The organism is Leeuwenhoekiella parthenopeia, from assembly GCF_020782115.1.
GTDB classification, from domain to species: domain Bacteria; phylum Bacteroidota; class Bacteroidia; order Flavobacteriales; family Flavobacteriaceae; genus Leeuwenhoekiella; species Leeuwenhoekiella parthenopeia.
This window is the reverse complement of sequence record NZ_JAJGMW010000007.1, coordinates 133,466-156,455: the sequence shown is the minus strand read 5'-3', so window position 1 is coordinate 156,455 and position 22,990 is coordinate 133,466. Positions and strand designations below refer to the sequence as shown.

The 22,990-nt window shown below is 42.7% G+C and carries 24 protein-coding genes; 14 read left to right on the top strand and 10 right to left on the bottom strand.

Features of this window, described 5'->3' with window-relative positions:
- The 9 genes from porV (at position 1) to LLW17_RS07470 (ending at position 9,478) form a co-directional block, all read left to right on the top strand.
- Positions 1-1,173, top strand: a complete 1,173-nt coding sequence (porV, locus tag LLW17_RS07510) for a type IX secretion system outer membrane channel protein PorV (RefSeq protein WP_228229634.1) — start codon at positions 1-3, stop codon at positions 1,171-1,173.
- A gap of 2 nt (positions 1,174-1,175) precedes the next feature.
- Positions 1,176-1,661 carry a cytidine deaminase gene (locus LLW17_RS07505; RefSeq protein WP_228229633.1) on the top strand — a complete coding sequence of 162 codons (486 nt, stop codon included), beginning with the start codon at positions 1,176-1,178 and terminating at the stop codon, positions 1,659-1,661.
- A 161-nt stretch (positions 1,662-1,822) separates the two neighbouring features.
- On the top strand, positions 1,823-2,824 hold the full coding sequence (gene pdhA, locus LLW17_RS07500) for a pyruvate dehydrogenase (acetyl-transferring) E1 component subunit alpha (RefSeq protein ID WP_228229632.1): 1,002 nt from the start codon (positions 1,823-1,825) through the stop codon (positions 2,822-2,824).
- Positions 2,825-2,827: 3 nt separating this feature from the next.
- Entirely contained in the window at positions 2,828-4,528 is a 1,701-nt protein-coding gene (locus LLW17_RS07495; RefSeq protein ID WP_228229631.1) for a pyruvate dehydrogenase complex dihydrolipoamide acetyltransferase, read from the top strand.
- 66 nt (positions 4,529-4,594) lie between these two features.
- Positions 4,595-5,653: a M28 family metallopeptidase gene (locus tag LLW17_RS07490; protein ID WP_228229630.1), complete on the top strand. Its 1,059-nt coding sequence runs from the start codon at positions 4,595-4,597 to the stop codon at positions 5,651-5,653.
- On the top strand, positions 5,646-6,329 hold the full coding sequence (locus tag LLW17_RS07485) for an SDR family NAD(P)-dependent oxidoreductase (RefSeq protein WP_228229629.1): 684 nt from the start codon (positions 5,646-5,648) through the stop codon (positions 6,327-6,329). Before LLW17_RS07490 ends, LLW17_RS07485 begins: the two co-directional genes overlap by 8 nt.
- Complete coding sequence (locus LLW17_RS07480; protein WP_228229628.1) at positions 6,329-6,925, top strand: SprT-like domain-containing protein; 597 nt, start codon at positions 6,329-6,331, stop codon at positions 6,923-6,925. The genes LLW17_RS07485 and LLW17_RS07480 overlap by 1 nt, the downstream gene beginning before the upstream one ends.
- A 4-nt stretch (positions 6,926-6,929) precedes the next feature.
- Positions 6,930-8,024, top strand: a complete 1,095-nt coding sequence (locus LLW17_RS07475; protein ID WP_228229627.1) for a mannose-1-phosphate guanylyltransferase — start codon at positions 6,930-6,932, stop codon at positions 8,022-8,024.
- A gap of 8 nt (positions 8,025-8,032) precedes the next feature.
- Positions 8,033-9,478, top strand: coding sequence for a DUF389 domain-containing protein (locus tag LLW17_RS07470; RefSeq protein WP_228229626.1), 1,446 nt, complete (start codon positions 8,033-8,035; stop codon positions 9,476-9,478).
- Here LLW17_RS07470 and LLW17_RS07465 read toward each other — a convergent pair.
- Positions 9,472-10,242, bottom strand: a complete 771-nt coding sequence (locus LLW17_RS07465) for an ABC transporter ATP-binding protein (protein WP_228229625.1) — start codon at positions 10,240-10,242, stop codon at positions 9,472-9,474. The genes LLW17_RS07470 and LLW17_RS07465 overlap by 7 nt on opposite strands.
- Positions 10,242-10,979: an MlaE family ABC transporter permease gene (locus tag LLW17_RS07460; RefSeq protein WP_228229624.1), complete on the bottom strand. Its 738-nt coding sequence runs from the start codon at positions 10,977-10,979 to the stop codon at positions 10,242-10,244. Before LLW17_RS07460 ends, LLW17_RS07465 begins: the two co-directional genes overlap by 1 nt.
- A 133-nt stretch (positions 10,980-11,112) precedes the next feature.
- Between LLW17_RS07460 and pafA the strand changes: the two genes are divergently transcribed.
- The gene (pafA, locus tag LLW17_RS07455) at positions 11,113-12,732 is read left to right on the top strand and encodes an alkaline phosphatase PafA (RefSeq protein WP_228229647.1); all 1,620 of its coding nucleotides are present in this window, start codon (positions 11,113-11,115) and stop codon (positions 12,730-12,732) included.
- Here pafA and LLW17_RS07450 read toward each other — a convergent pair.
- Positions 12,724-13,572 carry a glycosyltransferase family 2 protein gene (locus LLW17_RS07450; protein WP_228229623.1) on the bottom strand — a complete coding sequence of 283 codons (849 nt, stop codon included), beginning with the start codon at positions 13,570-13,572 and terminating at the stop codon, positions 12,724-12,726. The two genes, pafA and LLW17_RS07450, sit on opposite strands and share 9 nt — an antisense overlap.
- A complete protein-coding gene (locus LLW17_RS07445) occupies positions 13,569-14,090 on the bottom strand; it encodes a class I SAM-dependent methyltransferase (protein WP_228229646.1) in 522 nt (173 codons plus the stop codon). The genes LLW17_RS07450 and LLW17_RS07445 overlap by 4 nt, the downstream gene beginning before the upstream one ends.
- Positions 14,091-14,243: 153 nt before the next feature.
- On the opposite strand from LLW17_RS07445, the gene LLW17_RS07440 reads away from it, so the two are divergent.
- Together LLW17_RS07440 and LLW17_RS07435 are read left to right on the top strand one after the other, a co-directional pair.
- On the top strand, positions 14,244-14,795 hold the full coding sequence (locus tag LLW17_RS07440; protein WP_228229645.1) for a sigma-70 family RNA polymerase sigma factor: 552 nt from the start codon (positions 14,244-14,246) through the stop codon (positions 14,793-14,795).
- A gap of 3 nt (positions 14,796-14,798) precedes the next feature.
- Positions 14,799-15,053 carry a hypothetical protein gene (locus tag LLW17_RS07435; RefSeq protein WP_228229622.1) on the top strand — a complete coding sequence of 85 codons (255 nt, stop codon included), beginning with the start codon at positions 14,799-14,801 and terminating at the stop codon, positions 15,051-15,053.
- Here the strand turns inward: LLW17_RS07435 and LLW17_RS07430 are convergent.
- Positions 15,018-15,842: a UbiA prenyltransferase family protein gene (locus LLW17_RS07430; RefSeq protein WP_228229621.1), complete on the bottom strand. Its 825-nt coding sequence runs from the start codon at positions 15,840-15,842 to the stop codon at positions 15,018-15,020. The genes LLW17_RS07435 and LLW17_RS07430 overlap by 36 nt on opposite strands.
- 122 nt (positions 15,843-15,964) lie before the next feature.
- Here LLW17_RS07430 and gcvP point away from each other — a divergent pair, with 122 nt between their 5' ends.
- The gene (gene gcvP / locus LLW17_RS07425) at positions 15,965-18,808 is read left to right on the top strand and encodes an aminomethyl-transferring glycine dehydrogenase (RefSeq protein ID WP_228229620.1); all 2,844 of its coding nucleotides are present in this window, start codon (positions 15,965-15,967) and stop codon (positions 18,806-18,808) included.
- A 47-nt stretch (positions 18,809-18,855) separates the two neighbouring features.
- Here the strand turns inward: gcvP and LLW17_RS07420 are convergent, their stop codons facing one another.
- Genes LLW17_RS07420 through LLW17_RS07400 form a run of 5 tightly spaced genes read right to left on the bottom strand, consistent with a single transcriptional unit; the run spans position 18,856 to position 21,667 of the window.
- Positions 18,856-19,251 (bottom strand): hypothetical protein, encoded by a 396-nt coding sequence (locus LLW17_RS07420; protein ID WP_228229619.1) that lies wholly within the window; start codon positions 19,249-19,251, stop codon positions 18,856-18,858.
- Between the two features lie 10 nt (positions 19,252-19,261).
- Complete coding sequence (locus LLW17_RS07415) at positions 19,262-20,014, bottom strand: methyltransferase domain-containing protein (RefSeq protein ID WP_228229618.1); 753 nt, start codon at positions 20,012-20,014, stop codon at positions 19,262-19,264.
- Positions 20,005-20,736, bottom strand: a complete 732-nt coding sequence (locus LLW17_RS07410) for a DUF2071 domain-containing protein (RefSeq protein ID WP_228229617.1) — start codon at positions 20,734-20,736, stop codon at positions 20,005-20,007. The genes LLW17_RS07415 and LLW17_RS07410 overlap by 10 nt, the downstream gene beginning before the upstream one ends.
- Positions 20,720-21,115, bottom strand: coding sequence for a DoxX-like family protein (locus tag LLW17_RS07405; protein ID WP_228229616.1), 396 nt, complete (start codon positions 21,113-21,115; stop codon positions 20,720-20,722). The genes LLW17_RS07410 and LLW17_RS07405 overlap by 17 nt, the downstream gene beginning before the upstream one ends.
- A gap of 48 nt (positions 21,116-21,163) precedes the next feature.
- A complete protein-coding gene (locus LLW17_RS07400) occupies positions 21,164-21,667 on the bottom strand; it encodes a GbsR/MarR family transcriptional regulator (RefSeq protein ID WP_228229615.1) in 504 nt (167 codons plus the stop codon).
- 80 nt (positions 21,668-21,747) lie between these two features.
- Between LLW17_RS07400 and LLW17_RS07395 the strand changes: the two genes are divergently transcribed.
- On the top strand, positions 21,748-22,974 hold the full coding sequence (locus LLW17_RS07395; RefSeq protein ID WP_228229614.1) for a glycosyltransferase family 4 protein: 1,227 nt from the start codon (positions 21,748-21,750) through the stop codon (positions 22,972-22,974).
- Positions 22,975-22,990 lie beyond the last annotated feature (16 nt).

Genomic DNA, 22,990 nt, shown 5'->3' with positions numbered 1-22,990 from the left:
ATGAATAAATTTTTACTCGCGCTAGGTTTTTTTTCCACGTTACAGGTATCGGTGTTTGCTCAGGAGGTAGAAGGTAGACCCATCACTACGGGTGTTCCTTTTTTGGCTATTGCGGCAGACGCCAGGGCCGCAGGTTTGGGAGATCAGGGTGTAGCCACCCGAGCTGATGCCTATTCCCAGCAATGGAATCCTGCTAAATATGCTTTTATTGAGCGCCAGCAGGGAGTGGGATTTAGCTATACTCCGTATCTCAATCAAATTGTAGATGATATTTTTTTAGGGCAAATCACGTATTACAATCGTATTAATGACCGCAGTGCCTTTGCGGGTAGTTTCAGGTATTTTGGGCTAGGAGATATAGAGTCTGTTCAAAGTTCAAACCCATCACCCGAAGAATTAAATAATCCGCTTATTTTAAGTCCGAATGAATTTACCCTTGACGTCTCCTACGCGCTTCGTCTTGGTGATCGCTTTGCCATGTCTGTTACCGGAAGGTATTTACGCAGTGATTTAAAACTTCAGGTAAGTGATGAAGATGCCAGTGCAGCGGGTTCTATTGGTGTCGATATAGCGGGATTTTACCAGTCTGAGCAAATCACCTACAACGACTTTGACGGGCGCTGGCGGGGTGGTTTCAATATTTCAAACATAGGCCCCAAAATAAAATACGATGAGGCAGGTCAGGAAAACTTTTTGCCTACTAATTTGAGACTTGGAGGCGGTTTTGATTTTATTCTGGATCCTTATAATGTGATTGGGGTAGGACTTGAGTTTAATAAACTATTAGTTCCTTCTCCGCAGGATTTTAATAACGACGGAGATATTGATGGTACAGATGCAGAGGAATATCAGGCTATAGGTTTTCTGGAAGGTATGTTTCAGTCTTTTGGCGATGCGCCAAATGGCTTTAGTGAAGAATTAAAAGAAGTTACCTGGTCTTTAGGAGCAGAGTATAAATATGACGATGTGTTTGCCTTTAGAATGGGGTATTTTAATGAAAGTGATTTAAAGGGTGCCCGTAAGTTTGGGACGCTGGGGCTTGGATTTAAATATACCTCCATAGATGTTGATGTCTCCTATTTATTCTCTACCTCTCAGGTGCGAAATCCCCTGGAAAACACGCTGCGTCTAGGGCTAACGTTTAGCTTCGGGGAAGAATATACCGAATACTAATTTTGGGAAAATCATTTAAAATAGAACTCAGTCTGGAGCGTTTCGAGCAACTCGAAGAGCTTCCCGATCAGGTACAAAACCTTTTTAAGGCTGCTGTAGAAGCGCGCGAATCGGCTTATGCACCCTATTCTAATTTTCATGTGGGTGCGGCGCTTTTGCTTGCTAATGGTGAAATCATCAAAGGGAATAATCAGGAAAACGCGGCCTATCCCTCAGGCTTATGTGCAGAGCGTACTGCGGTATATTACGCAGGTGCAAACTATCCCGATGTGGAAATCCTGATGATGGCTATTTCGGCGAAAGCCAAATCTAAAGATACCCCGGTTCCTATTCCGCCTTGCGGAGCTTGCAGACAGGCACTTGCCGAGTATGAAGTGAAGCAGGAAAAGCCTATTGCCGTCTATTTTAGAGGTGGTAGCGGGGCTATCTTAAAGAGTGATTCTGTAGAAAATTTACTTCCGTTGCTTTTTACGCAGAAATTCTTATAAATCTGCAATAAAACAATCTTTTTGCCCAATTTGTCTCAAAGCCTGCCCGGGCATTGCTTCTGGTTATTTTTTCAGTGAAAGGCTTTCTCACTTCCTTTTGAATATACTATTTTTGTGCTTCGTTGTTTTAAACAGCGGAGGTATCGATAAACCCATTATTAATGAAAGAAATCACAAAAGAAGTATACCTGAATTGGTATGAGGAGATGTCCTTCTGGCGCAAGTTTGAAGATAAGTTAGCACAAGTCTATATTCAGCAAAAGGTACGCGGATTCCTGCATCTGTACAACGGTCAGGAAGCGATACTGGCAGGAGCACTGCACGCGATGGATCTTACCAAAGATAAAATGATTACGGCATACCGTAACCACGTGCAGCCTATAGGTATGGGAGAAGATCCCAGACGCGTTATGGCAGAATTGTACGGTAAAAAAACCGGAACTTCTATGGGATTGGGTGGTTCTATGCACATTTTCTCAAAAGAGCATCGTTTTTATGGCGGTCACGGTATTGTAGGTGGGCAGATCCCACTGGGTGCCGGTCTTGCTTTTGGAGATAAATATTTTAAACGAGACGGCGTGACCCTTACCTTTTTTGGTGACGGTGCTGCGCGTCAGGGTTCGCTTCACGAGACGTTTAATATGGCGATGAACTGGAAGCTTCCGGTGGTTTTCTGCGTTGAGAACAACGGTTATGCGATGGGGACTTCGGTAAAGCGTACTGCAAACCACGAGGATATCTGGAAACTGGGCTTAGGTTATGAGATGCCTTGCGGTCCTGTTGATGCGATGAATCCGGTGGCGGTTGCTGAAGCTTTTGATGAAGCTATAGCCCGTGCACGTAGAGGAGACGGTCCTACATTCCTAGAATTAAAAACGTATCGATACAGAGGTCACTCGATGAGTGATGCTCAAAAATACCGAACTAAAGAAGAGGTGGCAGAATATCAAAAAATTGACCCGATTACTCAGGTTAAAGATATTTTGTTAGAGAAAAAATATGCTACCGAAGAAGAATTGAAAGCGATTGACAAGCGCGTTAAGAAACGTGTTGCCGAATGCGAAAAATTTGCTGAAGAGAGCGATTTCCCTGAAACTAACATCATGTACGATGTGGTTTACGAGCAGGAAGACTATCCATTTTTAGCACATAAACCTGAATAAATCATGGCAGAAGTAATTAAGATGCCCCGCCTTAGCGATACAATGGAAGAAGGAACCGTTGCATCCTGGCTAAAGAAAAAAGGAGATAAAGTAGAAGAAGGTGATATCCTTGCAGAGATTGAGACAGATAAAGCCACGATGGAATTTGAGTCTTTCTACGAAGGAACACTTTTACACATAGGAATACAGGAAGGAGAAACCGCAAAAGTTGATGCCCTGCTTGCCATTATTGGCGACGAGGGTGAAGATATTTCGGGTCTTCTTGACGGAAGTGCAGACTCGGGCTCTGATGATGAAAAATCAGAAGATACCGACGATGATGCTGACGCTGAAGTGAAAGAAGAAGATTCTGATGATTCTTCCGAAGATTCAGATGACGATGCTGCAGAGGACTCTGGCAGTAGCTCAGAAGTGCCGGAAGGTGTTGAGGTGGTTACTATGCCCCGTTTAAGCGACACCATGGAAGAAGGTACTGTAGCTTCATGGTTGAAAAAAGAAGGAGATAAAATAGAAGAAGGAGATATACTTGCCGAGATCGAGACTGATAAGGCTACGATGGAGTTTGAGTCGTTCTATAAGGGAACGCTACTTCATATTGGTATTCAGGAAGGCGAGACTGCAAAAGTAGATTCGCTTTTGGCCATCATTGGTCCTGAGGGAACTGATGTTTCCGGAGTAATCGATGGTGCTAAATCTGGCGGTTCTAAAAAGCAGGCTGCTAAAAAAGAAGAAGCTCCTAAGAAAGAAGAAAAATCTGCTAAAGCCGAACCTAAAAAGGAAGAGCCTAAACAAAAAGAAGAGCCTAAAAAGCAGGAAAGCAAGCCGGCTTCGACCAATACTTCTTCAAGCGACGGACGTATTTTTGCTTCGCCTTTGGCTAAAAAATTAGCAGAAGAAAAAGGCATTGACCTGGCCAAAGTTTCAGGTAGTGGTGAGAATGGCCGCGTGGTGCGCAAAGATATTGAGAATTATACTCCTGCAGCTTCAGGTGGTGGCGTACAGCAATTTGTTGCGACCGGTGAAGAAAGCTATGAGGATGTAAACAACTCTCAGATGCGTAAGGCGATCGCCAAGTCTTTAGGTAAATCTAAATTCACAGCTCCGCATTATTACCTGAACGTGGAGTTTGATATGGAAAATATGATTGCTTTCCGCAGTCAGTATAATCAACTTCCCGATACTAAAGTTTCATTTAACGATATGATTATCAAAGCAGTTGCAATTGCTTTGAAACAACATCCTCAAGTGAATTCACAGTGGTTTGACGACAAGATGCGTCTCAATCACCATGTACACATCGGGGTGGCTGTCGCCGTACCGGATGGATTAGTTGTGCCTGTGGTTGAATTTGCAAATGAGAAATCATTACAGCAAATCAACGCTGAGGTTAAGGAACTTGCCGGGAAAGCCCGTAACAAGAAACTCAAACCCGAAGAAATGCAGGGTAGTACCTTTACCATTTCTAACCTGGGAATGTTTGGAATCACAAACTTTACTTCAATCATCAACCAGCCTAACTCAGCGATCCTGTCTGTAGGTGCGATTATTGAAAAGCCTGTGGTTAAAAACGGTCAGATCGTAGTGGGTAACACGATGACTTTATCTATGGCCTGTGACCACCGTACTATTGACGGTGCGACCGGAGCACAGTTTTTACAAACCTTAAAAACTTACATCGAGAATCCGGTATTGATGCTGGCTTAATGCTGATGTAATTTTTATACTATACAAATCCCGTCTATATTGGCGGGATTTTTTATATTGAAACTTATGAGAAAATTAGTTTTAAGAGCTTGCAGCGCTCTTTTGATCGCCTGCGGAAGTACGAGTCCGGTAAAGCCCGTTGACGAGGGCGCAGCCCAGAATGCTTCAAATGGGTATACCGTACCTGCCAACAATGGGACTGAAAAAGTCCTGTTTAAGCCGACTGAGAAACTGCCAAAAGCAAGAGATTTTAAGCAATACATTTCGCCTGAAGCGCTTCAAAAAGATGTGGAGTTTTTAGCTTCAGATGCCTTAAAGGGTCGTGAAACCGGAACTCTGGAAATTGACGAGGCTGCCACCTACATCATCAAAACCTTTCAGGATGCCGGGGTGCAACCCTATTTTACTTCATACCGTGATAAATTCGATGCCAAAGGAAAATCAGGCTTCAATGTGGTTGGTGTTTTAGAAGGCACAGACCCTGAACTTAAAAAGGAGTACGTCATTATTGGCGCGCATTACGATCATATTGGTACTGCTCAGGCCGAAAACGGTGATGTTATCGCAAACGGGGCTAATGATAATGCTTCAGGTACTGCTACCGTAATGGCTTTAGCGCGTTATTTCGCGAAGGCGAAAACAAACAAGCGCAGTATTTTATTTGCACTTTTTTCTGCGGAGGAAATGGGATTGCTGGGATCTGCGCATCTTGCCGAACGTTTAAAAAGCACGTCGATCACTCCTTACGTGATGTTTAATGTTGAGATGGTAGGTTTGCCTATGGCTGCTAAAGACTACACCCTGTATCTTACGGGGTATGAAAACAGCAATATGGCAGAGCAATTCAATGCCTATGCGGGAGCAAAGGTCTTGGGATTCTTGCCACAGGCCAAACAATACAACCTGTTTAAGCGCAGCGATAATTATGCTTTCTACCAGGTGTTTAAAATTCCTGCTCAGACGGTTTCAACGTTTGACTTCACCAATTTTGATCATTATCACAAAGTTGGGGATGAAGCTTCCCTAATGAATTATGAGCATATGGCTAACGTAGCCAATCAATTAATTCCCGGTCTTGAGGGAATTTTAACCACCCCAAATCAGGAAATCATCTGGAATGAGTAAACGTATTATAGTTACAGGAACCAGCCGTGGCATAGGTATCGAGCTGGTAAAACAACTGGCAGAACAGGGGCATCAGGTTTTAGCGCTTTCGCGAAATGAAAAACCCTGTATTGATCTTAAACTTAACAATGTTACGGCTTTGTCATTCGATTTATCTTCTGAGGAAGATTTAAGTAAGGTGGCAACATTTATTGAAAAAGAATGGCAAACTGTTGATGCGCTGATCCACAATGCCGGTGCTTTGGTGAATAAACCTTTTGAAAAGCTCAGCGCAGCTGATTTCCAAAGGGTATACGAAGTGAATGTTTTTGGTGTAGCTCAATTGACACAGGCGGTATTGCCTTTTATGAATGCCGGTTCGCACGTGCTTACCATAAGCAGTATGGGTGGTGTTCAGGGTAGTGCCAAGTTTCCGGGGCTGGCTGCGTATAGTTCGAGTAAAGGGGCGGTAATTACCCTCAGCGAATTACTGGCCGAAGAGTATAAGGAACAGGGTATCGCTTTTAACGTATTGGCACTTGGAGCGGTTCAAACCGAAATGCTTGAAGAAGCGTTTCCGGGATATCAGGCGCCTCTTCAACCCGATGAAATGGCAGCATATATTGCAAATTTTGCCCTAACTGCACATAAATTCTACAACGGTAAGGTTTTACAGGTTTCGGCTTCTACACCCTGATGAAAACAATTTTGGCGCGATACATACCTGAGCAGGCGGTTGATCCGGTCTTTGAGCTGATCAAAAGCTTTGGGGTGCACCTCAAAATTGTAAATGAGCGGGTAACCCGCCATGGCGATTATCGCAAAATGCCGGGTGGGGGTCATCAGATTACAGTAAACTCCAATCTTAATAAATATCGGTTTCTCATTACGCTCATACACGAGATCGCGCATCTGGTGGCTTTTAAGAAATTTGGCAGTCGCATCAAGCCGCATGGTAACGAATGGAAATTTACTTTTCAAAAGCTTATGCTTCCATTTATAAGGCCTGAGATCTTTCCGAAGCAACTTTTGCCGCTTATCGCAAATCACTTTAAAAACCCCAAAGCGAGCAGTGATACTGATGCTCGTTTGTCTTTGGCGCTTAAAGAATTTGATCCGCCTAGTGATAAAAACTATATATTTGAAATTCCTCAGGGAAGTTTTTTTAAGATTTATAACGGTAAGATTTTTCAAAAAGGCAACCGTGTTGTAAAGCGGTATGAATGCAAAGAAACCGAAACGGGAAAAATTTATTTGTTTCAGCCTAATGCAGAGGTCGAACTTTTAAAATAAGCACATGACTAAAAACGACAATTATTACGCAATAATTATGGCCGGGGGAGTTGGTTCCCGTTTTTGGCCTTTGAGTAAAGCCAATTATCCGAAGCAATTCCACGACATTTTAGGTGCCGGGGAAACCCTCATTGAGCGTACGTTTGGGAGATTGTCTCAAACGGTACCTGCAGATAATGTTTTGGTACTCACCAATGAAAAATACAAAGCTCTGGTCAATGAGCAATTACCTAAGGTAAAAGATCAAAATATTGTTCTGGAGCCGGCTATGCGTAACACCGCACCCTGTATTCTTTTGGCCGCACTTAAGATTTACAAAAATAATCCCGATGCAGTGATGATCGTTGCGCCCAGTGACCACTGGATTGAGGATGAGAACTCCTTTCTTAATGATCTGGAGACCGGATTTAAAGCTTGCGAGCAGGATACTGCCGATGAATTGCTTCTTGTGACTTTAGGAATTCAGCCTACTTTTCCGCATACGGGATATGGTTATATTCAATATACTTCAGGCGATTCGGAAGTAAAAAAAGTACAGGCTTTTAAAGAAAAGCCCGATTATGAGACGGCAAAGCAGTTTTTGGCAGAAGGTAATTACTCATGGAATGCCGGAATTTTCATTTGGAGCGCTAAAGCGATTATTCAGGCTTTTGAAAAATACCTGCCTGAGATGTATGCGCTGTTTAATTCGGGTTATGACGCTTTAAATACGGATGCTGAAGCAGCTTTTATCGCAGAGAATTATGCCAAAGCCGAAAACATAAGTATCGACTACGGTATTCTTGAAAAGAGTAAAAATGTGGGCGTAATCCCGGCAACTTTTGACTGGAGCGATCTGGGAGCCTGGGGTGCACTTTACGACAATCTGGAAAAAGATGAGACTGAAAATGTAGTGGTCAATGCCCGTTGCATCAAAAAAGATGTCCGCGGTAACCTGATTCGCTCAGATAAAGGAAAGATCGTAGTTGTTGAAGGCCTTGAAGATTATATCATTGTAGACAGTAAGGATGTTTTGGTGATTATGCCAAAAGCCAAAGAGCAGGACGTAAAATTGATGCGAGCTGCAGTGGCTGAACAATTCGGGGAAGATTTAGTTTAAATCAATTCATGGAAGATCAATCAAAACGGGATAATTCAAATTCATCGGGTTCTGAAAAGGTTTCTAACGAAGCTGTAAAGCGTGATGCTAAAAGTCTGTGGCAAAATACACGCGTATTTTTATCAGAGCTTTTAGACATACGTCACGATACCGACCGTGATTCTACCATTGAAGCGGTTAAAAAGGACATCTCGTTTAAAGGGCACAATGCCTGGATTCTCATTTTTGCCATTTTTGTGGCCAGTATTGGTCTCAACGTAGGCAGTACAGCAGTTATCATCGGTGCGATGTTAATCTCGCCACTTATGGGTCCTATTGTGGGTATAGGTCTTTCTCTTGCGATTAATGATGTCGAAATGCTTCGGCGATCTATGATCAATCTGGCGGTGATGGTTTCCCTGAGTGTACTCACAGCTTTTATTTACTTTTTACTTATTCCGCTTAAAGCAGACAACTCAGAGCTCTTAGGAAGAACCTATCCTACTATTTTGGATGTTTTGGTAGCTATTTTTGGTGGTTTGGCACTTATCGTGGCCAAGACTAAAAAAGGTACGATTGCCAGCGTGATCTTTGGTGTTGCAATCGCTACTGCTTTGATGCCGCCCCTGTGTACTGTGGGCTATGGTCTGGCGATAGGTAACGGGGCTTATGCAACCGGAGCCTTATATTTATTCTCCATCAATGCCGTGTTTATAGCGCTGTCGACTTTTGTAGTTTCTAAATTGCTGGGTTTCCCGATGGTGAAATACGCCAATTCCAGAAGGCGACGCTTCATCAGTCAGATGGCTTCGGCGATAGGGATTGTTGTTATGGTGCCCAGTATGTTCTTGTTTTACAATCTGTATAAAGAGCAGGTATTTAAAAATGAGGCTACCAATTTTGTGGAAGAAACCATCACGCACGACGGCACTTCGATTCTCAGCCCCAATATTGACTATAAGGGAAAGAAGGTAGAATTGTTTCTTATCGGGAACCTGGTTCCTAAAAGCACCATTGCTAAATGGAAGGAAGAATTTGCTGCAAATCCCAAACTCACAATTGCCGAATTGCGCATCAATCAGGGAGCTGACCAAAGCACAGCCATGGCAGAACAGTTAAGTAATCAGGTTAAAACCGGAATCCTCGAGGATTTGTACGCAAACAACCAGCAGGCCATCGCAGATAAAAATCAGCAGATTTTGCTTTTGGAAAATGAATTAAACCGACTTAAGTCGGCGGCTTTACCGTTTCAGAGTCTGAGTGAAGAAGTACACGTGAATTACGAGGATATTGAGCGCTTTGGTTTTTCAAATACGATTAATACCAATTTTGAAAAGGCCGATACGATCCCAACTTTTATGATTGAATGGAAGCCTTCATTGACTGAAGCTCAGAAGCGCAAGGAAGAACAAAAACTCAAAACCTGGTTAAAGCTAAAATATCAGTTGGATACCTTAGCCATCGCCCGTTATTGATGCTCTTTAATAACCGCTTCCCGTACTTTTTTGAAAAGATCTGAAGAATACACGAAGTTGGTCACATCCTCATTGTCGGTTCTGAAAATGGTTTCTTTAGACCCTTCCCAGGCTAAGCGTCCTTTTTGAAGGAAGACAATTTTCTCTCCAATTTCCATTACCGAGTTCATATCGTGGGTGTTGATAATGGTAGTGATATCATATTCGTGTGTGATTTCCTGTACCAGATTATCAATAAGGGTTGCCGTACGCGGGTCAAGACCCGAGTTAGGTTCATCACAAAATAAATACTTTGGGTTATTTACAATAGCCCGTGCAATAGCCACCCGTTTTTGCATACCCCCCGAAATCTCAGAAGGTAATTTATTGTTTGCATTGATGAGGTTTACGCGCTTGATTACCTCGTTGGCACGCTCGCGACGTTCGGCTTTACGCTGTTTGGTAAACATTTTAAGCGGAAACATGATGTTCTCTTCAACCGTCATCGAGTCAAAAAGCGCACTCCCTTGAAAAACCATTCCCATTTGCTCACGCAGGGTACGTTGCTTTTCTGAAGACAGTTCAGAATAGGCCTCACCGTCGTACACAATTTTCCCTTCCGTAGGTCTGAAAAGCCCGAGCAGGCATTTTAAAAACACGGTTTTACCCGAGCCAGACTGGCCAATGATCAAATTGGTTTTGCCTTTCTCAAACGTGGTCGAAATACCTTTTAAAACGAGTTCGTCACCACCAAATCCTTTCTTTAATTCTTTAACTTCAATCATTAGCTTAAAAGTAATTGGGTGACTAAATAGTTTGAGAGAATGATAAACACACTCGTCCATACAAAAGAGGTGGTACTGGCTTTACCAACTTCTAAAGCTCCACCTTTCATATAATATCCAAAATAGGAAGGAATGGTCGCCAGTAAAAGGGCAAAAATAAAGGTCTTTATAAATGCGTAAACCAGTTGAAACGGCACAAAATCTTCCTGAAGCCCCTGTATAAACTGATCTCCAGTGGCAAACCCGCCGAAAACCGCTGCTGCATAACCTCCTAATATACCCAGGAACATCGCAATTGCGATTACAAAGGGATAGAATAGCATCGCGATGATTTTTGGGAAAACCAGATAATTCAGCGAGTTGATCCCCATTACCTCGAGCGCATCTATCTGTTCGGTAACCCGCATCGTTCCTATGCTCGAAGTGATAAATGACCCCACCTTTCCGGCCATAATGATCGAAATGAAGGTAGGCGCAAACTCAAGAATGATAGATTGTCTTGAAGCAAAACCAATGAGGGATTTAGGTAGAATAGGGTTGTCCATATTCAATGCGGTTTGAATCGCAACCACACCACCCACGAAAAACGAAATAAAGCAAACAATACCCAGCGAGCCGATAATCAGGTCGTCAATTTCTTTTAAAATAAGATTTCTAAGTACAGATGTTTTCGTAGGTTTTATAAAAACACCCTTAATCATCATAAAATAAGCACCGATCTCTTTCAGGTATCCCATAGTGTATTTTTCAGCTTTAAAAATAGCAAAAATAGACGGGAAGGCTATTTAAGATTAACTTAATCTTATTATTGGTCTAAAGCCTTAGTTTTGCAAGGTAAAACTGCAGATTATGAAATTTAAAAACATTAAAATGCTTCTTTTTGGTCTTGCTGCGCTGGGGTTTCAGCCCGCTAACGCGCAGACTGCCTCTCAGAAGCCCAAATTAGTGGTAGGTATTGTCGTTGATCAGATGCGATTTGACTACCTCACCCGTTTTGAAGCGCAATTTGGTGACAGGGGTTTTAAACGCCTGATGTCAGACGGTTTTGAGTGCCGCAACAATCATTTTAATTATGTACCCACCTACACAGGGCCGGGTCATGCTTCTATTTACACCGGGACTACACCGGCCAATCACGGTATCATTTCAAACAACTGGTACAACAAATTTGAAAAGCAGCAGGTCTATTGCGCAGGCGATACCACGGTAGCTTCAGTTGGGATTGACGGCCCTGCGGGGCAGATGTCGCCGCATCGTATGCTTACGACGACGGTTACAGACCAAAACCGTTTGCATACCCAAATGCGCGGTAAGACTATCGGTATTTCGCTGAAAGACCGCGGGGCAATCCTTCCGGCGGGTCATACGGCCAATGCGGCCTACTGGTTTGAAGGTGGTGACGAAGGCAAGTGGATTACCAGTACCTGGTATATGAACGAATTACCAAAATGGGTTCAGGATTTTAACGCTTCCGCGAAAGCGAAAAGTTACCTGAAAGAATGGAATACCCTAAAACCTATTGAAAATTATATCGAAAGCGGGGACGATCTCAATACGTATGAAGGCGGATTCAGAGGTAAGGAGGATGCTGTTTTTCCATATGACCTGGCGGAATTAGCTGAACAGAACGGAGGCTATTCGCTTTTAAAATCAACTCCTTATGGAAACAATCTGACTACCGACTTTGCACTAGAGGCTCTTGATGCCGAAGGCTTAGGTCAGGATTCAGATACCGATTTCCTGGCGGTGAGTTACAGCGCGACCGATTATGTAGGTCACAATTTCGGAGTCAATTCGAAGGAAGTTGAAGATATGTACGTGCGCCTCGATCTCGATCTGGAGCGTCTGCTTGATGCTTTAGATCAAAAAGTAGGTAAAGGCAATTATACCGTTTTCTTAACCGCAGACCATGGGGCGGTCAATGTTCCGGCGTATTTGAGTGCTAATAAAATCCCGTCAGGCTATTTTGATAATCGGGCTTTTGAAACTGCACTAAATGAGTTTGTCGTTTCTGAATATGGAGAAGAAGATTTGATTGAAGATATTTCAAATTATCAGGTGTTTTTCAATTATGAAAATCTTGCCGCGGCAGAAATCAATGCCGAAGCGCTTCAGCAAAAAATCGCGCATTTTGCCCTGCAATACGATCTTATGGATAAAGTATACACCCGCGCCGAACTCAATCAGGCCAATTATACCAGCGGTGTTGGGGCTTTGATTCAGAAAGGTTTTAACCAAAAGCGTAGCGGAGATGTGTTTCTGGTACTTGATCCCGGGGTAATCAGTTATTCACGTACCGGGTCTACGCACGGCTCAGCATTTTCCTATGATACGCACGCGCCGCTCTTGTTTTACGGAGCCGGAATCAAAAAAGGGAAAACCTACGAGCTTACCGAAATTCCGGATATCGCGCCTACCATCGCCGCACTTTTAGGTATTGAATTTCCTAATGGGACCACCGGCAAAGTGATCGCTGAGGTTTTAGAATAATTTCTCCTGGATCTTTTTCCAGCGGAGCTTACGAATAAAAGCACCTTCTTCTTTTGTGACCAAAAAGGGAAGGTGTTTTTTTTGTGCTTTAAAGTATCCGGCCAGATACTCTTTAAAGAGCTTGGGGCTCTTTTTACGCATCGCCAGTTTTGCCGAAGCAATCGCGGTAAGGATAAAACCATAGCGCATTCCATAAAATGCCTCGCCTTGTTTGTATTTGGCTTTAGCCGAATAGGTATGCCCGGTTGGTTTGAGATGCTTTACCTGCAAAGAAGTATTGGTGGCCACTTCCCAGCCGTGGTATTGTGCCAAAAGTTCGTCTAGCGTATCCCATCCCATCGCGGTTTTGAGTCCGCCAATGGCTTCAAAGCAGGCTTTGCGATAGCATTTAAGGGCACCGCGTATATGATCTTTGTTGGTGAGGTTTTCGAGTTCCCAGCTGCCGTTGCGTTCTACATAACAAAAACCGCCGTACATCCCGAGCTCTGAGTTTTGTTCAAATGCCTGATTTACGGTTTTTAGATAATCAGCGGGAAAAATCAAGTCTGCGTCAAACTTGCACAGCAGGTCATAATCGCTTTTCAAATGCTTCAGGCCGTAGTTAAAAGCCTGCACGACTTTACTTCCGGGGAGGTGGGCAGCTTCCGAATTTTTTTCAACCAACTGTATTTCCGGATGCTTTTCAGAATAGGAAGCGATGATTTTAGGAGTATCGTCTGTGCTTCCGTCATCAACCACGATGATGATTTCGGCTTTATAACTTTGAGCCAAAAGCGAGTCGAGCGTTTTTGCGATTAAATCGGCCTCGTTATACGCCGGTATAATGACAGCTATTCTCATTTCCGCTCTGCGTAAATTAAATAATAGCGCGGTGTAAACAGGCGCAAAAGCGGGCGTAAACCCAGTTTTTTTACAGGATGCGTAAACTGTTTGCGTTTTTTGATTTCCCAGCCCGACTTTTCTAAAAGCCAGTCAAACTGCCAGTCTTCAAACTCGTGATAATGCCTGTCCCATTGATCGGTTTTGCTGCGATAAGCAGGGGCAAACCACAGTTTAAGCGGAATGCTGGCCACGAGTTTATCGGCTTTAATATCCTTCAGCACATTAAAGGGAGCGAGTAAATGTTCGAAAATTTCAAAAGCGGTAACCGCATCTGCATCGGTGTTTTGCACCGCGTTTGTGTACAGGTCTAAATCTTCTCCGCTTGTGTTGGTTACCTGATAACCCTCTTTTTTCATGATCTCAGAAAACGGATTTTCAACTCCAAGATCCAGAATGCTGCTGCCGGGCGGAAGCACTTCTTTTAAAAAGGCTGCCGTGATGGCAAAACGTTTATTGGGAAAGGTTTTTTCGTACACAGGAAGCAGGTTACAAATTTGTAATCGCAAAAGTAAGAGTTGTGTTGCAATGGCAAGGCTTTATTTTTGGTTTTTGAAAATGCGGCTTATGGGGTTTAACTCGATCTTATTTGTTTAAATTTGCGTCGCGACAGCATGATCTATAATTCTATTATGGCAGACCACCAACTCGATCCCACAAAATGGGTGGATAAATATTCAGATTACCTGTACAATTACACAATTGTGAAGGTAAACGATAAGGAGGTGGCTGAAGATATCATTTCAGAAACCTTCCTGGCGGGCTTAAAGTCGATGAAGAACTTTAAGGGGGAAGCCAGTGAGCGCACATGGCTGATTTCGATCTTAAAGCGAAAAATTATAGATTACTACCGCAAAATCAATTCTAAAAAAGGAAAGGCAGAGGTTCGGGTTAATTATACCGATGACGAAGAAGGAGGTGACTGGCTTGAAGAGCGCGTAGCAGATCCTTTTGATCGTACTGCCGAAGATGATTTGGAAAATACCGAGCTAGGCGTGGCGATCTATGCCTGTATCGATAAATTGCCTGAAAAGCAGGCCGCGATTTTCAAGAAAAAGACCATTGAGGGTCAGGATACCGAAACTATTTGTAAAGAATTTAATATCACGCCGTCTAATCTGTGGGTAATCATTCACCGAGCCCGTACAGCACTGGCAAGTTGCTTAGAAGAAAACTGGTTATAAACGATGAAACTATTTGTAGATTGTAAAAAAGCCGGGCACCTTTGTGATAAAGGGCAGTATGATGATGCCTCCTTTTTTGATAAACTGAAAGTACGCTTTCACAACTTGATATGTAAACATTGCGCAGATTATTCAGAGCGTAATGCAAAACTTACCAGGCTGATGAAAGATCCCAAGTGCAAGCAAATGCCTGAGGAATGTAAAAAGCGTATCCGCGAAGAATTAGAGCGTGAGCTGGCAAAAGGCGAGCAACATTAACCACCATAAAACAGGGATTCCCTCAACGAAAAAAGATGCGTAATAGCTAGACTGATGTGTTGTTGCTTTTAAAATGGAAAAAGCGGTTATAAATCCCATAATGCAGGTGATTACAGTAATTCCGGTTTGGTTTTTCGGATAAAAAAATTCTAAAAACACAAACCCCACGAGCAAGACCAAACCCAGAAGTTTGGTTTTTTTTATGCCTAAAACCTGAGGCAGGGTATTCAGCGCTAAAGCATCATAGGTAAGATCGCGTATCTCAAAAGGAATCATTAATGCCAAAACCAGCAATACACGCTGCGCAAAAAGGATCATAACCGAAAAGTCTAAACGATCTGCGCTGATTGCCGGAAGATAAACCGTTACTCCTGCCCAGACCGCGGCGATAATGAAGACTTTTAAGGTAGGGATTCTGCGTAAATTCTTTTTGTGGGGCAAAAACGGGATAGCATATAGAAGCGTCAATATTCCCAGCGGAATGCAATACAACCAGAAAACCCAATCAAACTGAAAGGCAAAATAGCAAAATGCCAGAAAGCAAAGCAATGAAAACGTCTGGATGCTTTTAAGGCTTTGGGTAAGATGCCTGTGGTGTAAACCGGCCAGTGCCGCGTACTTTACAAAATTATAGCCCGTAATACTACCGAAAAACACAAATCCGTAGAGCAGGGGTTGCGGGTTTAATGCCAGTTGAATTTCGGTAATCCATACCAGAGAAAGCACGGCGAGAGATACGTGCAAACTGCTGTTGATGTAGAAATCAAAAAGAGCTTTAAGGTGCTTCACGGCCTAAAGTTAAAGCATGTGTTGATAACTGATTCCGGTGGTTAAAAACTAATATCTGCATATTCAAATAATCGGTTGTGAAATTGTAATTTTGCGGCATTAAAAAAAACACAAAATTGTATATGAGAACAGATGTTTTTGCTTTGCGGCATATAGGGCCAAGACCAGAGGAAAAGGAGCAAATGCTTGAAGCAATTGGTGCAGCTAGTATTGATCAGTTAATTTACGAGACTCTGCCCGATGGTATTAGGCTTCAGAAGCCCCTTAATCTGGAACCCGCTTTGAGTGAGTACGAATATGCTACGCATATCAACGCCCTTGCAAACAAAAACAAATTGTTTAAAACCTATATTGGTCTGGGGTATCACGAGTCAAAGACTCCTGCGGTTATTCAGCGAAATATTTTAGAAAATCCGGGCTGGTACACGGCTTATACTCCGTATCAGGCTGAGATTGCTCAGGGACGTTTAGAAGCCTTGCTCAATTTTCAGACTATGGTGGCCGATCTTACCGGGATGGAACTGGCAAATGCTTCACTTCTTGATGAAGCTACTGCAGCGGCTGAAGCGATGACCTTGCTTGCAGGCGTTCGTACCCGCGATCAAAAGAAAAACGGAACCTCCAAATTTTTTGTTGACAAAGATATTTTTCCACAGACGCTTTCGGTATTGCAAACGCGCGCGATTCCGGTAGGAGTAGAGCTTGTGGTGGGTCGCGCCCAGGAATTTGATTTTAGTGATGAATTCTTTGGCGCTTTGATTCAGTATCCATCAGCAACCGGAGAGATTCACGATTATACTGGCTTTATCAAAAAAGCACACGATCTGGACATCAAAGTTGCTGTTGCAGCAGATTTGATGAGTCTTGTATTACTTGAAGCTCCCGGTAAACTGGGAGCAGATGTAGTGGTGGGTACCACGCAGCGTTTTGGTATTCCACTGGGATATGGTGGTCCGCACGCAGCTTACTTCGCCACACGTGACGAATACAAGCGCAACATTCCCGGGCGTATCATCGGGGTGAGTAAAGACATGAACGGCGACCGCGCACTGCGCATGGCGCTACAGACCCGTGAGCAGCACATCAAGCGTGATAAGGCTACTTCAAACATTTGTACCGCACAGGTACTTCTTGCTGTTATGGCCGGAATGTACGGAGTGTATCACGGGCCAAAAGGTTTGCAGTATATCGCTACCAAAATTCACCGTACCGCAGCAACCCTTACAGATGCTTTGGAAAACTTAGGTTTGTACCAGTTGAACAGCGGGTATTTTGATGCCATTCGGGTTAAGGCAGATGCCAAAACCGTACGTACTTATGCTGAGGCTAACGAAATTAATTTCTATTATCCCGACGAGGATACCGTTTCTATTGCGGTAAACGAGGCTACCAGTCTTGCTGATCTCAATAAAATCATTTCAGTTTTTGCTGAAGCTTTAGGGAAAGAATTCACCCATCTTGAGGCTTTAAAAGAACTCAACGCAGTTCCTGATTTATTACAACGCGAGAGCGAGTTTATGACGAATGAGGTGTTTAACAGCTACCACTCAGAAACCGAGTTGATGCGGTACATCAAAAAGCTGGAGCGTAAGGACCTTTCTTTAAATCACAGTATGATTTCTCTAGGGTCGTGTACGATGAAACTGAATGCGGCTGCCGAAATGCTTCCGCTTAGTGATGCACGTTGGGGGGGTATACATCCATTTGTACCCGTAAATCAGGCTGAAGGCTATCAGTACGTTTTGAAAAAGCTCGAGGATCAACTTACCGAAATCACCGGTTTTGCCGCGACCAGTTTGCAGCCGAATTCAGGTGCTCAGGGTGAGTATGCCGGTTTAATGGTAATCAGAGCCTATCACGAAAGCCGCGGCGAATCTCATCGTAATATTTGTTTAATTCCATCATCAGCCCACGGAACCAATCCTGCAAGTGCAGTAATGGCCGGAATGCAGGTCGTGGTTACTAAAGCTAACGACGCCGGAAACATTGACGTAGATGATTTACGCGAAAAAGCGGAGCAGCATAAAGACAATCTGGCTGCGCTAATGGTGACCTATCCTTCCACGCACGGGGTGTACGAAAGCGCCATTCAGGAAATCACCGGAATCATTCACGAGCACGGTGGTCAGGTTTATATGGACGGTGCCAATATGAATGCACAGGTGGGCTTAACCAATCCCGGCAAAATTGGGGCAGACGTATGTCACCTTAATTTGCACAAGACCTTTGCGATCCCTCACGGAGGTGGTGGTCCTGGTGTTGGTCCTATTTGTGTGGCAGAGCAGTTGGTGCCTTTTCTACCCGGAAACCCGGTAATAAAAACCGGAGGTGAGGAAGCGATTACAGCTATTTCCGCCGCACCCTGGGGTTCATCCTTGGTTTGTTTGATCAGCTATGCCTATATCAAAATGTTAGGTGCAACGGGACTTAAAGAATCTACTGAAGCCGCTATTTTAAATGCCAATTACATCAAAGAGCGTTTAAAAGGAAAGTTTGACGTCTTGTATTCGGGAGAGATGGGACGTGCTGCACACGAGATGATCATTGATTGCCGACCTTTTAAAGAAAACGGAATTGAGGTTGTAGATATCGCTAAGCGTTTGATCGATTACGGTTTCCACGCGCCAACCGTTTCATTCCCGGTTGCCGGAACTATGATGATTGAGCCTACCGAAAGTGAAAGCAAAGCAGAACTGGATCGTTTCTGCGATGCGATGATCAACATCCGTAAGGAAATTGACGCAGCTTCTGCAGACGAACCAAATAATGTTTTGAAAAATGCTCCGCATACCCTGAGTATGCTTACTGCAGATACCTGGGATTTACCCTATACCCGCGTGCAGGCAGCGTATCCGCTGGAGTATGTGGCAGATAACAAGTTTTGGCCAAGCGTGCGTCGCGTAGATGATGCCTTTGGGGATCGTAACCTGATTTGTACCTGTGCACCAATTGAGGAGTATATGTAAGACCGACTGGTCAGTTAAAGTAAAAACCCCGCTATTTGCGGGGTTTTTTATGGGTAAGAAACAAACATAAAAACGACACTCATATAGGTCCAAAACAGTGTAAAGAAAATGTGTGCGATTGTTTCAAAAGTCTTACCTCTCCAAAGCTTAGCAGAATATATAAAGAGCTGAAAAAACAAGCGTACCAGCCAGAAGATACCTAAACCCAGGCAGATTGTTTTTCCTAAATCGGTGCTGGTTAGAGAATGACTTTGACTGATACACAGCAAGCCCATCAGAAATACCGTTAATGCAATAAAGAAGGTATGAGTAGTCATCATCTGACGATTGATCAAACTCAGGTTTATCAATTCAAGCCTCCAGTTGAAGTATTTCGGGAATATAATGTGAACCAGGGCTAGTAAGATTAAAATCGAACCTATTATTTGAATGTGTATTTCCATAACCTGAGATTTAAGGTTGAGCTGTAAAAATTGATAAGAAGGGAGTGAATTTATACTCTTTTATAGTTGAATAACCAGCTTTCTGGAGTACACTAAGCCAGGTTTTTTTGCTGTAGAAATGAGTGAAACCTATCGTAAACGCCAGAAAATTCGGTAGATCACGCAGATGTTCAACTATTATTAAGTTTCCATTTGATTTATTTATGCGATGACACTCTTTCAGAAATTCAATCTTTTCAGTGTTATCTCTTATTTCGTGTGCCGCTGAGAGTAGAAAAATACCATCAGCAGATTGGTTTTGTAGCGGAATTTTGGATGTATTTATAGAAAGCGTATTAGGGTAGGTCAGGCTTATTTTTCGGGCTCTTGTAATCGCAGCCTCGGTATGTTGTTTGGCATTGTAGAAGTCAAATACACGCAACTCTGCATTTGGAATTTTATCTTCAAGTAAAAAACTGGTTTCGTCAAAGCCTGCGTTCATATTTACAATATGCTTAAATTCTTCCTCGTTTATATTTAGATTTTTTAGCCATTTCAGATCATAATATCCGGAAAGATCATACACGTAAGCAGATACGATCAGAGGCATAAGAAGGCCGTAAGCAAATGCACCGATGGTAATCCAGAAAATGGCGGAGTGCAAACCCATAAAGCTGTACAGACTCAGAAGCAATGCTAGTGCGATACAACCGAATATGTAAAAATGCCGGTTGAAGCTTAGGATGTTTAACACTCCTTGAAAAGGTCTTCGTTTTAGTTCCATGATTCTAATTTTCCTTTTTTCCAGTAATAGGGGATGTCTTGTATTATGAACGCATTAGCCAAAACCGGATAGTCTAGGTTTTGATTTTCAAAAAATGAAAAGTTATAGTCTAGGACATCTACAGGTTGAGGTTTCCAGTTAGGGCGGACTCCCTCGATTATAAGTACTTCTTTTTCTTTTTCTTGAGTAAAAGTGAAAGGCAATGGGCCAGCAAATCGTCGTGCTTCTTTCCAGTTTAGAAAAGGTGAATTTTGCGGAAGTTGAGCCTCTGGATTAAAAGCTATTGAAAAATCAAAATCGGACTTTTTCGATGCTATTTTTATAATGTCATTTGATATGTTTTGCTCAATATCTGTAGTGGTGTAATTATAGTGCGTAAACGTATTTCCAGCTTTTTCCATTCTTTTTTTATTGGTTTCTGATTTTAGAATGTACAGACCTCGTAAATTTTTGCCGGCTTTATTGGTGTAACGTACAAAAACGCGATAGCCAATAAGAAAAAAGTCATTTCCTAAAAATTTGGGAAATCCTTTCGGTCTTAGATTTTTGGTATCTACCAGTGCAACAGCAACAAACCCATACTGATCATTATAGGTGTCTAGTTTGATGGTCGAAGGTATTCTGGAAATAAGCTTCTCTTTTGGTAAAGCGAAAGTCAATACTATAGAGTGCTTGAAAAATGCCTCAACTGCAAATGGATGATTTTTAAGTGTCCAGTTCATAGTTATTAATTTTAGTATTCATCCAATAATTGAAATAGATTAGAATGCAGAATGCAGCGGCAAAAAGAATATTCCATCGTCCCCAAAACAATAATTCGGGAGTAAGAATATATTCCAAAATATTCATGAGCACGATTACTGTAATTTGAAAAAAAGCGTTTAAAGGTCTTTTGAATCCGCTTAGAATCCATAATGCCATAAGTATTTCAGAAAAGCCAATAGCACTAGTCATAACCTCTCCATATTCGGCCCCGAGTATATTATCAACGATTTGGCGATGACGTGGCACTGCATTCAGGATTTTGCAGTAAATACCGTTTACCAACCAAACGAGAGCAATCAGAAAATTGATGGCGATATGTATCTGTTTTGAAATCATAAAACTTTTAAACTTTCAGAAAATATTGAAATTAATTAAAAAAAAATATTAGGTCATTAATTTCATAATCGTTTTGGTTACCCAGTTTTCTTTTTGATTGGTGATTTTTTCGAGCATCGTATCGGCTCTGCTTACAAAATCGTAGAGCTCTTGCGTTTTCTGCTTGAATTTTTGCGCCTCCTTGCTTGTATTCTCATCAAAGTTGCGCACATCTTCGAGGACTCGCAGTGTAGGCTGAATCTCGCGCTTACTGCGTTCAATAGCAATTTTTCGTGCCAGCGAATCGACATCCTGATCGGCCTTAAAATATTCACGGCGTTCTCCGGGTTTGTACTCCTTGTAAACAATACCCCAATCAATGAGTCCGCGCAGGTTCATACTGGCATTCCCCCGGGAAATCTGAAGCTCTTCCATAATTTCTTCCATGGAAAGGGAGTCTGGTGAAATCATAAGCAAGGCGTGAATTTGCGCCATCGTCTTATTGATACCCCATTGCGAGCCCAATGCTCCCCAGGTTTGTAGAAATTGTTCTTTTGCTTCTTTAAATTCCATAGTTCAAATATAGTAAACTATTTTAAAGTTTCAATAATATATGAAAGTTTTTTTAATCAGAAGAAAACTATATTTGCGTTATGAGAGCATTAATCCTAGGTAACGTGTGGCCTGAACCCGTATCATCTGCTGCGGGAACGCGTATAATGCAGCTGCTCAAAATGTTGCAAAATGTAGGTTTTGAGGTGCATTTTGCCTGTGCAGCCGGTAAAACGCCACTTTCTGAAGATCTGGAAAGCCAAAATGTTTCCACAAAAGAGATTAAACTTAACGATGCATCATTTGATGCGTATCTAAGCGAACTCAATCCTGATCTGGTTTTGTTTGACAAGTTTGTGATTGAAGAGCAATACGGCTGGCGCGTTCAGGAGCAATGTCCGCAGGCTTTACGTATTTTAGAAACCATTGACCTGCACGGTCTGCGGAAAGGACGTGAGGCCGCTCTAAAAGACGGTAAGGCTTTTTCACAAGCGTATTTGCATAACGACTTTGCCAAACGTGAAATAGCCAGCATCTACCGTTGTGATCTCACGTTGGTTATTTCAGAATATGAGATGCAATTGCTTCAGGATTTTTTCAGAGTGCCTGCCGGTCAGTTGCTCTATCTTCCGTTTATGGTTGATGCGATTCAGGACGAAGAGATCCGGAATTGGAAATCCTTTAAAGACCGAAAGCATTTTGTCACCATCGGGAATTTTAGGCACGAGCCCAACTGGTTTTCGGTGCGCTATCTCAAGACTGAAATCTGGCCCTTAATTCGCAGACAACTCCCGGAAGCCGAAATGCGAGTATATGGTTCGTATCCCGCAGAAAAGCATACCCAACTGCATAATCCTAAAGAGCATTTTTATGTCTTTGGCAGAGCCGAAAGTGCTCACAAAGTGATTGAAGATGCACGTGTTTTACTGGCACCTTTGCTTACCGGCGCAGGATTAAAAGGAAAATTGCTTGATGCGATGCAATGCGGTACTCCGGCAGTAACAAGTCAGGTTGGAGCGGAAGGGATGCACGGCAATCTCGCATTTAGTGGAAGCATTAGCGATACGCCTGAAACTTTTGCAAAAGCCGCGGTAAATTTTTATACCAATCCCGTAAGCTGGCAGGAAGCTCAAACTAAGGGAGTCAAAATCATCAATTCACGATTTCAAGCCGAGTTCTGGCAACCTGTTTTCGCCGAAAGGCTCAACCACCTCAAAGAAAATCTAGCTGATCACCGCCTTCACAATTTTACCGGTGCTATGCTTTGGCACCAATCACTACAAGCTTCGAAGTTTATGAGTAAGTGGATTGAGTTGAAAAATAGATAAGAGGTAAAAAGTTAAT

Bases quoted from the DNA above. Each gene is read 5' to 3' on its own strand.
- LLW17_RS07480 (WP_228229628.1), top strand. From the start codon at position 6,329: ATGAAAACAATTTTGGCGCGATACATACCTGAGCAGGCGGTTGATCCG.
- LLW17_RS07400 (WP_228229615.1), bottom strand. From the start codon at position 21,667: ATGGAATTTAAAGAAGCAAAAGAACAATTTCTACAAACCTGGGGAGCA.
- LLW17_RS07395 (WP_228229614.1), top strand. From the start codon at position 21,748: ATGAGAGCATTAATCCTAGGTAACGTGTGGCCTGAACCCGTATCATCT.
- LLW17_RS07475 (WP_228229627.1), top strand. From the start codon at position 6,930: ATGACTAAAAACGACAATTATTACGCAATAATTATGGCCGGGGGAGTT.
- LLW17_RS07490 (WP_228229630.1), top strand. From the start codon at position 4,595: ATGAGAAAATTAGTTTTAAGAGCTTGCAGCGCTCTTTTGATCGCCTGC.
- porV (WP_228229634.1), top strand. From the start codon at position 1: ATGAATAAATTTTTACTCGCGCTAGGTTTTTTTTCCACGTTACAGGTA.
- LLW17_RS07415 (WP_228229618.1), bottom strand. From the start codon at position 20,014: ATGGAACTAAAACGAAGACCTTTTCAAGGAGTGTTAAACATCCTAAGC.
- LLW17_RS07420 (WP_228229619.1), bottom strand. From the start codon at position 19,251: ATGGAAATACACATTCAAATAATAGGTTCGATTTTAATCTTACTAGCC.
- LLW17_RS07405 (WP_228229616.1), bottom strand. From the start codon at position 21,115: ATGATTTCAAAACAGATACATATCGCCATCAATTTTCTGATTGCTCTC.
- LLW17_RS07460 (WP_228229624.1), bottom strand. From the start codon at position 10,979: ATGGGATACCTGAAAGAGATCGGTGCTTATTTTATGATGATTAAGGGT.
- pafA (WP_228229647.1), top strand. From the start codon at position 11,113: ATGCTTCTTTTTGGTCTTGCTGCGCTGGGGTTTCAGCCCGCTAACGCG.
- LLW17_RS07495 (WP_228229631.1), top strand. From the start codon at position 2,828: ATGGCAGAAGTAATTAAGATGCCCCGCCTTAGCGATACAATGGAAGAA.
- pdhA (WP_228229632.1), top strand. From the start codon at position 1,823: ATGAAAGAAATCACAAAAGAAGTATACCTGAATTGGTATGAGGAGATG.
- LLW17_RS07450 (WP_228229623.1), bottom strand. From the start codon at position 13,572: ATGAGAATAGCTGTCATTATACCGGCGTATAACGAGGCCGATTTAATC.
- LLW17_RS07440 (WP_228229645.1), top strand. From the start codon at position 14,244: ATGGCAGACCACCAACTCGATCCCACAAAATGGGTGGATAAATATTCA.
- LLW17_RS07435 (WP_228229622.1), top strand. From the start codon at position 14,799: ATGAAACTATTTGTAGATTGTAAAAAAGCCGGGCACCTTTGTGATAAA.
- LLW17_RS07485 (WP_228229629.1), top strand. From the start codon at position 5,646: ATGAGTAAACGTATTATAGTTACAGGAACCAGCCGTGGCATAGGTATC.
- LLW17_RS07465 (WP_228229625.1), bottom strand. From the start codon at position 10,242: ATGATTGAAGTTAAAGAATTAAAGAAAGGATTTGGTGGTGACGAACTC.
- LLW17_RS07470 (WP_228229626.1), top strand. From the start codon at position 8,033: ATGGAAGATCAATCAAAACGGGATAATTCAAATTCATCGGGTTCTGAA.
- gcvP (WP_228229620.1), top strand. From the start codon at position 15,965: ATGAGAACAGATGTTTTTGCTTTGCGGCATATAGGGCCAAGACCAGAG.
- LLW17_RS07410 (WP_228229617.1), bottom strand. From the start codon at position 20,736: ATGAACTGGACACTTAAAAATCATCCATTTGCAGTTGAGGCATTTTTC.